At 38.5% G+C, this 8404-nt stretch carries 8 protein-coding genes; 5 read left to right on the plus strand and 3 right to left on the minus strand.

The features are described from left to right. Positions 1-95: 95 nt before the first annotated feature. Positions 96-1349: an MFS transporter gene (locus KPC_RS15580; RefSeq protein WP_121975274.1), complete on the minus strand. Its 1254-nt coding sequence runs from the start codon at positions 1347-1349 to the stop codon at positions 96-98. A gap of 124 nt (positions 1350-1473) precedes the next feature. Here KPC_RS15580 and KPC_RS15585 point away from each other — a divergent pair, with 124 nt between their 5' ends. The 5 genes from KPC_RS15585 to putP all read left to right on the plus strand — a co-directional run bounded on the left by KPC_RS15585 (position 1474) and on the right by putP (position 6231). Beyond that, entirely contained in the window at positions 1474-2100 is a 627-nt protein-coding gene (locus tag KPC_RS15585) for a 1-acyl-sn-glycerol-3-phosphate acyltransferase (protein WP_121975275.1), read from the plus strand. Positions 2101-2165: 65 nt separating this feature from the next. Continuing rightward, complete coding sequence (locus KPC_RS15590) at positions 2166-3086, plus strand: patatin-like phospholipase family protein (protein ID WP_121975276.1); 921 nt, start codon at positions 2166-2168, stop codon at positions 3084-3086. 112 nt (positions 3087-3198) lie between these two features. Further along, a complete protein-coding gene (locus KPC_RS15595; RefSeq protein ID WP_121975277.1) occupies positions 3199-3669 on the plus strand; it encodes an NfeD family protein in 471 nt (156 codons plus the stop codon). 12 nt (positions 3670-3681) lie between these two features. Beyond that, positions 3682-4539, plus strand: a complete 858-nt coding sequence (locus KPC_RS15600) for an SPFH domain-containing protein (protein WP_121975278.1) — start codon at positions 3682-3684, stop codon at positions 4537-4539. A gap of 201 nt (positions 4540-4740) precedes the next feature. Next, positions 4741-6231: a sodium/proline symporter PutP gene (gene putP / locus KPC_RS15605; protein WP_121975279.1), complete on the plus strand. Its 1491-nt coding sequence runs from the start codon at positions 4741-4743 to the stop codon at positions 6229-6231. A 53-nt stretch (positions 6232-6284) separates the two neighbouring features. On the opposite strand, the gene KPC_RS15610 is transcribed toward putP, so the two are convergent. Both KPC_RS15610 and KPC_RS15615 read right to left on the minus strand, forming a co-directional pair. Next, on the minus strand, positions 6285-7178 hold the full coding sequence (locus tag KPC_RS15610; protein ID WP_407641993.1) for a polyprenyl synthetase family protein: 894 nt from the start codon (positions 7176-7178) through the stop codon (positions 6285-6287). Between the two features lie 163 nt (positions 7179-7341). Further along, positions 7342-8301: a sensor domain-containing diguanylate cyclase gene (locus KPC_RS15615; RefSeq protein ID WP_121975281.1), complete on the minus strand. Its 960-nt coding sequence runs from the start codon at positions 8299-8301 to the stop codon at positions 7342-7344. Positions 8302-8404: the final 103 nt, after the last annotated feature.

Consider the following 8404-nt stretch of genomic DNA (forward strand, 5'->3'; position numbering starts at 1 on the left):
ATTACGCTATATTTTTTTACAAAAAAATAGAAAATAATTATTATAAAAAATTAAGATGACAAATTAATTTCAACAGCGGCTCCTGAAAGCTCTATTTACTCGCTTCGATCAGCCAAATATTTCCAATAATATAATGGCAATAGCAATACCACCCCAATAACCAAAATCACAGTTAAATAATCTACATAACCTAGAGCATCGGCAATAATGCCACTCAAGCTATAAAGCCCCCCACTGATCAAGGTCATAATGGATACTTGTAGAGTAAAATCTGTTCCAGCAAACGCCTTACGACTATATTGCATCACTAAAGTTAAGGTCACCACCAAAAGCATGGCTGCAAACATATCTTCCAATGCATTGATAATATAGATCAACCAATGTTCCACTTTACTCTCGCTACGATAAAGTCTGGCAAGATATAAATAACCGCCTAAGCTCAGAATTTTAAAGATCGAAAATAAAAGCAATGCAGTGCTTCGCTTTATATAATGTAGTATCACACTCGCAAGCCCTGCCCCCAATAACGCTGCAACTGCACCCAACATGGTGACATAAATGCCAATTTCAGAAAGTGAAAGCCCCAAATCAACCATGAGTGGCTTGAGCAATGGACCCGACAATCCATCGGCAACCTTGATGCTACATAGTACAAATAACCACGCTATAAGCACTACTGACTGACTAAAGTAACTTAAATATCCCCGAAGCTGTATCAACAGATGAGGTTTGGATTCACTTGGAGCTATAACTCTTTCCTGATTTACTTCCCTATAAAATAAAACAGGTAAGGTATTTAACAAGACCAATATAGCTAAAATCAAAAAAGTAGGCTGCCAACTTAGCCAATCCAGTGACCATAAAATCGCACCTCCCCCCACAATAAATCCTAATCGGGAACCTACGACCTGAAACATATTGCCATAATGTTGCTGTTCCCCTTTTAAGATATTTACAGCCAAAGCATCTGTAGCAATATCCTGTGTCGCACCAATTGTGTTAATACATAACATCGAGACAAAAAAGGCAAATAAATAAATAGGCTGATTCAATGCTTGAATCGGTAAAAATGATAAAAGCACAAGCAGTATAACAGTCAAAAACTGCGCTGGAATAATCCAACTCCGATAGTGACCTATTCTCGTTTTTCCATAGGCATCTACCCACGGCGCCCATAATATTTTGATTGCCCAAGGTGCAAGTAACAGTCCAAAACCCCCAATATGAGCTAAAGAAACCCCTTGCATTCTTAAAATAACGGGCAAAGCATGAGTCATAAAACCGACAGGCAGTCCCTGAGCCCAATATAATGAAAACAGCAACACATAAATTTGAAATGTTTTAGGCATATATTATTGTGACCTGATATGTGTTGACTCGAAAAAAATAGACAAAATACTCTTCATATTTTGCCAATGTAACAAAATTACTTATACTTTAAAATTCGAAAAGTTTCAGTCTCTACATCAAAAAATGTCGAAAAACTTCCCAGCTTTGCCTCCACTCGTTCCCAAACGCGGAACCAATACCAGCCGTTCTTTTTTTAAAAATTTGTTCAAGCTACAAGGCTGGAGCTTTGAGGGTGAATTTCCCGACTTACCCAAAGCTGTAGCTATTGTCATGCCACATACATCCAATTACGACGCTTGGTACGGATTCATGGCAATGCTGGGGCTAGGTCTCAGGCTTACTATTTTTGGTAAAGACAGTCTATTTAATTCACCTTTAAAAAAAATATATCAATGGATGGGAGTTATTCCGGTTCACCGCGATTCACCTCATGGTTTGACTGAACAAATTATCCAGATTATTCAACAACAAGAACAAATCTGGATTGCAATTGCACCTGAAGGTACACGCAAATCTGCTGAAAATATTAAAACAGGATTTTATCGGATTGCAGAAGGTGCCCATATTCCTATAGCTGTGTTTTCTCTGGATTATGATAAAAAGTCTATTCATGTTTTAGGTGTTGTCGAAGCTACTGGTAACTATGAAAAAGATCTAGCAGATATTCTTAAATTACATGAAGGTAAATTTTCAGCTAAAAATAAAAACTGGTTATCCAAACCTTTACAAAATCTGTTGAAAAAGAACTAGCCAAAACATCGACAATTTGGTGTGATATGCGCATATTTTTTATTCATAGACTTTTGCGAATATATATGCGTTTATTTCATTATGGCTTAATGGGCATATTAGGATTAAGCCTTGCAGGTTGTGATTCTTTTGGTACCAAAAAGCCTTCAACCTCTCCCGCACTTAAAGCACGTGAACCAGTTATTGCCATTGCCCTGGGCGGAGGTGGTGCCAAAGGCTTTGCTCACATCGGGGTAATTAAAGTTTTAGAATCTCACGGAATTAAACCCAAAATCGTTACAGGAACAAGTGCTGGTAGTTTCGTTGGAAGCATTTATGCCAGTGGCAAAACTCCGTACCAAATGCAACAACTGGCGTTACAGCTCAAAGAATCCGATATCCGGGACTTGACCCTGAGCAGTCAGGGTTTTGTTGTAGGTCAAAAATTGCAAAACTATATCAATGCCAACGTTGCTAATAAACCTATTGAAAAATTTCCAATCCGTTTTGCTGCGGTTGCAACCCGTTTGGACAATGGTCAAAAAGCAGATTTCATTAAAGGTAATGCAGGACAAGCTGTACGCGCATCCTGTAGTATTCCCAATGTCTTTATCCCCACGACTATCGGTAAATACAAATATGTCGATGGAGGATTGGTTAGCCCTATTCCAGTTGAAACAGCTAGAAATATGGGGGCTGATATCGTCATTGCTGTTGATATCTCGGCAAGACCTGCCGGGAATAAACCAACCAGTATGTGGGGACTTCTGGACCAGACCATTAATATTATGGGACAACAAAGTATCAACAATGAGCTGAATCAGGCAACTGTCGTAATCCAGCCCAAAGTTGGACATTTAGGCACACTAGACCTGAAAGCAAGCAATGAAGCGATTCTTGAAGGTGAAAAAGCAGCGCAACTGAAAATCCGTTCCATTGAGACAGCAATCAACAATTTTAAAAAATCTCCTGCTGCATTCAAACCGGCTCTTCAGGCAAAGTTTTAACCAGGAAATTATAAGAAAAATCACGTTTTTATATGCATCTGTCTACTCTTCTGTTACATTGATATAGATGATCCGTCATCTATATCCATCATAATGATAGAAGAGTAGATGTATGAACTTTATAATTGAACCATGGCATTGGTTTGTGCTGGGCATCTTGCTCATTTTATCTGAACTTATTCTTCCTGCCTTTGCTGCTATATGGTTTGGTATTGCCGCCATTATGGTGTGCATTTTATATTGGCTTTTCCCCTGGATGAGTCTCACTGTCCAGATTGTTGTCTGGATTATTTTTTCTATTTCATGCACTGTTCTTTGGTTTAAGCTCATTAAACCTCTTTCCATTGATCGAACCAAAGCTGGCTTACCTCGTGAAGCAACGATTGGACAAGTCGGCATGGTCATTCAGGTTGGAATGTCACATGGGCAGATTAAGGTTCGTTTCCCCATGCCAGTTTTGGGGGCTGATGAATGGAACTGCCGTGCTCTAGAACCTGTACAAGTAGGTGATCGGGTTCGAGTGACAGATATTTCAGGTAATGATCTAGTTGTAAAATTACACAATCCGTCAGAATTAACATAAGAGGAAATAAAAATGTTTGGTGCTGGAACTATCATCGCTTTAGTTTTTTTAATTTTTATTGTTGTCACTATCTTTAAAGGTGTGCGTATTGTACCTCAAGGTTATAAATGGATTGTTCAGCGCTTAGGTAAATATCATTCAACACTCAGCCCAGGCTTAAATTTTGTTATTCCATATGTTGATGAAGTCGCCTATAAAGTAACGACCAAAGATATTGTCCTTGATATTCCATCCCAGGAAGTTATTACACGGGATAATGCTGTACTACTTATGAACGCAGTCGCCTATATCAACCTCACGACTCCAGAAAAAGCAGTTTACGGGATCGAGAACTATACATGGGCGATACAAAATCTGGTTCAGACTTCATTGCGTTCTATTGTTGGTGAAATGGATCTGGATGATGCACTATCTTCACGTGATCATATCAAAGCCAAACTTAAAGCAGCGATTTCAGATGACATCTCTGACTGGGGAATTACCCTGAAAACCGTTGAAATTCAGGATATTCAGCCATCAAATACCATGCAATCCGCTATGGAAGCTCAGGCTGCGGCTGAACGTCAACGTCGTGCAACAGTTACCAAGGCAGATGGTGAAAAACAAGCTGCCATTTTGGAAGCAGATGGACGTCTGGAAGCTTCACGTCGTGATGCTGAAGCACAGGTTGTCTTGGCTGAAGCATCACAAAAAGCCATTACTATGGTTACATCGGCTGTAGGTGATAAAGAAATTCCTGTTGCCTATCTACTTGGTGAACAATACGTTAAAGCTATGCAAGATATGGCAAAATCCAACAATGCTAAAACAGTTGTATTACCTGCAGATGTACTAAATACAATCCGAGGTGTAATGGGACGTAATCAATAACCTGCCCCTTAGTATTTTTTAATCATAGAAAATATCACTTAAATCTTATTTTTTTCAATTAAATAGGCNGAAAGTCTACTGCCTATTTATATTTTTCAGCTCTAAAATTATCTGCAAAATTTATTATTTTGTGCTTAAATTTCGTTTTCATTTTGAAATAAAACTATTTCAAATTGTGTCCAACATGCAAATGGATATCGTATGAGCTCCCTAAACCCAACCTTAATTACATTTCTTTTATATATTGTCGCCATGATTGCCATTGGTTTGATGGCATATCGTGCAACTGATAACTTTTCAGACTATATCTTAGGTGGTCGGCGTTTAGGTAGTTTCGTAACAGCATTATCAGCAGGCGCATCAGATATGAGCGGCTGGTTACTCATGGGCTTACCAGGCGCAATTTTTCTCTCTGGTTTGTCTGAAATGTGGATTGCAATTGGTCTGATTATTGGAGCATGGGCAAACTGGTTTCTGGTCGCAGGCCGTTTGCGTATTCATACTGAGATTCAAAATAATGCACTCACGCTGCCAGATTATTTTTCAAATCGCTTTAATGATCACAAAAAGGTTTTACGGATTATTTCTGCGATCGTCATTTTAATCTTTTTTGCAATTTACTGTGCATCAGGTATGGTCGCTGGTGCCCGTTTATTTGAAAGCATGTTTGAGATGTCATATAGCACTGCACTATGGATTAGTGCTTTGGCCACTATTAGTTATGTATTTATTGGTGGTTTCCTTGCTGTAAGCTGGACAGATACAATTCAGGCTACCCTAATGATTTTTGCACTTTTGTTGACTCCAATTGTGACAATTTTAAGCCTGGGTGATACAGCACAGATAGCCCACGCCCTTGAAACTGCCCGCCCACACGCAACAAGTTTATTTTCTAACTTAAGCTTTATTGCCATCTTATCGCTATTGGCATGGGGACTAGGCTATTTTGGACAACCACATATTCTTGTCCGTTTCATGGCTGCTGATTCAGTTAAATCAATTCCAAATGCGCGCCGAATTGGTATGACATGGATGATTTTATGTCTAGGTGGTGCTGTAGCTGCTGGTTTCTTTGGTATCGCTTTCTTTCAGGAACACCCAGAACTTGCAGGTACTGTAACGAAAAACCCTGAAACTGTGTTTATGGAACTCACCAAGATCTTATTTAACCCATGGATTGCAGGTATCGTTTTAGCAGGTATTTTAGCTGCTGTAATGAGTACATTGAGCTGTCAGTTATTGGTATGTTCAAGTACGTTGACCGAAGATTTCTATAAAGCCTTTATTCGTAAAAATGCTTCACAACTTGAACTTGTCTGGATTGGACGTTTAATGGTGTTAATGGTTTCAGTTTTAGCCATTTTTCTGGCAAGCAACCCTGACTCCAAAGTTTTAGGGCTCGTTGCCTACGCTTGGGCTGGTTTTGGCGCTGCATTTGGTCCATTAATTATTCTGTCCCTGTTCTGGAAACGTATGACGCTTTCTGGAGCAATTGCAGGTATGATCATTGGTGCTGTTGTCGTTATCTTGTGGAAAAATGTTTTTGCAGCTACAGGTGTCTATGAAATTATCCCTGGCTTTGTCTGCTCATTTATCACGATTATAATAGTCAGTTTAATCACCAAAGCTCCAAGCCAAGATGTTCTTGATCGTTTTGATGAAGCAGATCGTATCTATCAAAAAAGCAAATAACATGGCTACATATAAAAAGGGAGCTTGATGCTCCCTTTTGCTTTTTCAATGTATTAACTTTTACGAGAAAGTAAAAATCTGGAAATCTGATTTAGATCCTGAGCATTTTCACCAAAATATTTTAGTGCATCAAATGCCTGATCATGCAATTGCTGTGCATAAGCCTGTGCTTGTTCCAATCCCATCAAAGCAGGGTAAGTTGACTTATCAACCTGCTCATCTTTACCTGCAGTTTTTCCAAGTGTTTCTGTACTTGCCGTAACATCCAAAATGTCATCCTGAACCTGAAAAGCTAAACCTATTGCCTGCCCAAACTGACGTAGTTTAGGAATCGCCTGATCAGTGCCAGAGAAGATAGTTACTGCTGCCATCATGATTGCTGCCTGAATCAACGCACCAGTTTTATTACGATGGATGGTTTCCAAGTGTTCCTGATCGACATGCTTACCTTCAGCCTGCAAATCCAGTACCTGACCACAGACCATTTTTGAGCTCGCAGTAGCTAAAATTTGCATTTGCTTTAAAACAATTGCACCATCAACCGCCACACCAGTATCAAACAAGCGACTTCCCAAAACTTCAAATGCCATTGATTGCAATATATCTCCAGCCAGAAGTGCCGTATCTTCTCCGAAAGCAACATGACATGTCGGCTGTCCACGACGTAACAAATCATTGTCCATACAAGGTAGATCATCATGAGCCAATGAATAGCAATGGATCATTTCTATAGCAACAGCAGCACGTCTAACTGCTGCAAAGTTAGAGTTCTTCGTACTCAGATTTGAGGTCGCATAGCAAAGCGCAGGTCTGACACGTTTTCCACCCAACATGACTGCATGATTGACAGCAGACTTCAAGGGTTCCGGGATGGAAAAAGCGTCCAGAGCTGTTTGTAAATCTCGCTGAATTTGCTGTTGAGCTTGTTGCAGAACTTCTGCATTCATTTGTGGAATAGATGTCACATTTACCTCAATCTGCTAAGTCTAGCGATGACTGTGTACTGAATGATTTAAGTTTGTCTATTCTACATGGAATCATAGAAACGCTCACCCTCTTTCATCCTGAAAATTATATTTTTAATTCTCAGCTTGAGTGCTTAAGTTATCATTAAGAGGTTTTTAATAAACTGATTTGATTCTTACCCATGGCTTTTGCCTGTCGTACTGCCAGGTCCAACTGTTGTAACAATGATCCTTCATTTGCCAGGCGCGACATACTGGTATGAAGTACACCAATAGATACTGTAACACGGCTTGTTTCTGAATATTCAAAGGGGAGATTTCTCTCATAAATAAATTGTTTCAATCGTTCGGCCAAAGTCATCGCATGCCATTCTGACTGATTTTCCAGTACAATAGTAAAACTTGCTGAATCAAACCTAAATATTTGAATATCATCATCAATTAGAAAATCTTTCAATAGGTTTGCTATTTGTAGCAAACCAATATCGCCCTGTGTATAGCTGTACATTTGATTATATTTTTTATAATCATCCAAATCCATTTTTAAAAAACTGAGTTTTTCCTCGGAATTCAGGTTCTTTCTTTGCTGAAAAAACTCACTAAAAGATAATTTGTTTTTTAAACCCGTAATACGATCCAGATACAAGTCTTCTTGTAGTTTCTTATTACTTAACTCTAAAACACGCTCTCTACGCTTTAGATGTGTGATATCGACATAAACAATCAATATGGCTTCAATTTCCTGCTGTTCGTTCTTTAACGGCTTAAAATAAGCATTTAGAAAATGTCCTTTATAATAAAGCTCATTTTCTAATTGCTTTTTACCCTTTGAAAATGAACTGAGGGCATACTCGAAATATGCAGACATTTCAGGTACGAAATTACTCAGCAATTTACCATGTAGAAACAATGCATCACTTTGATAAATATCTGAAAAAAGTTGATTGGACGAAATAAACCGCCCTTCTGTAGATAAAATTGCTGTTGGGATAGGAAATTCTGAGAGTAAATTGATTAATGCTATCGTTTCTGTTTTTTTTAAAATATCAACAAGTTGATGTTCATCAATCAAACTATCCAAGTCATGTTGAGAATGTTCAAACATTGTTTTATCTATCCATCCAGATTATACATACAGAAAAATCAAAGTAACAATTTTAAAAAAACGGTTTTATATGGAAAAGACAATTGTCCCTCAATGTTTATTA

This window comes from Acinetobacter stercoris (genome assembly GCF_900323515.1).
Taxonomy (GTDB): domain Bacteria; phylum Pseudomonadota; class Gammaproteobacteria; order Pseudomonadales; family Moraxellaceae; genus Acinetobacter; species Acinetobacter stercoris.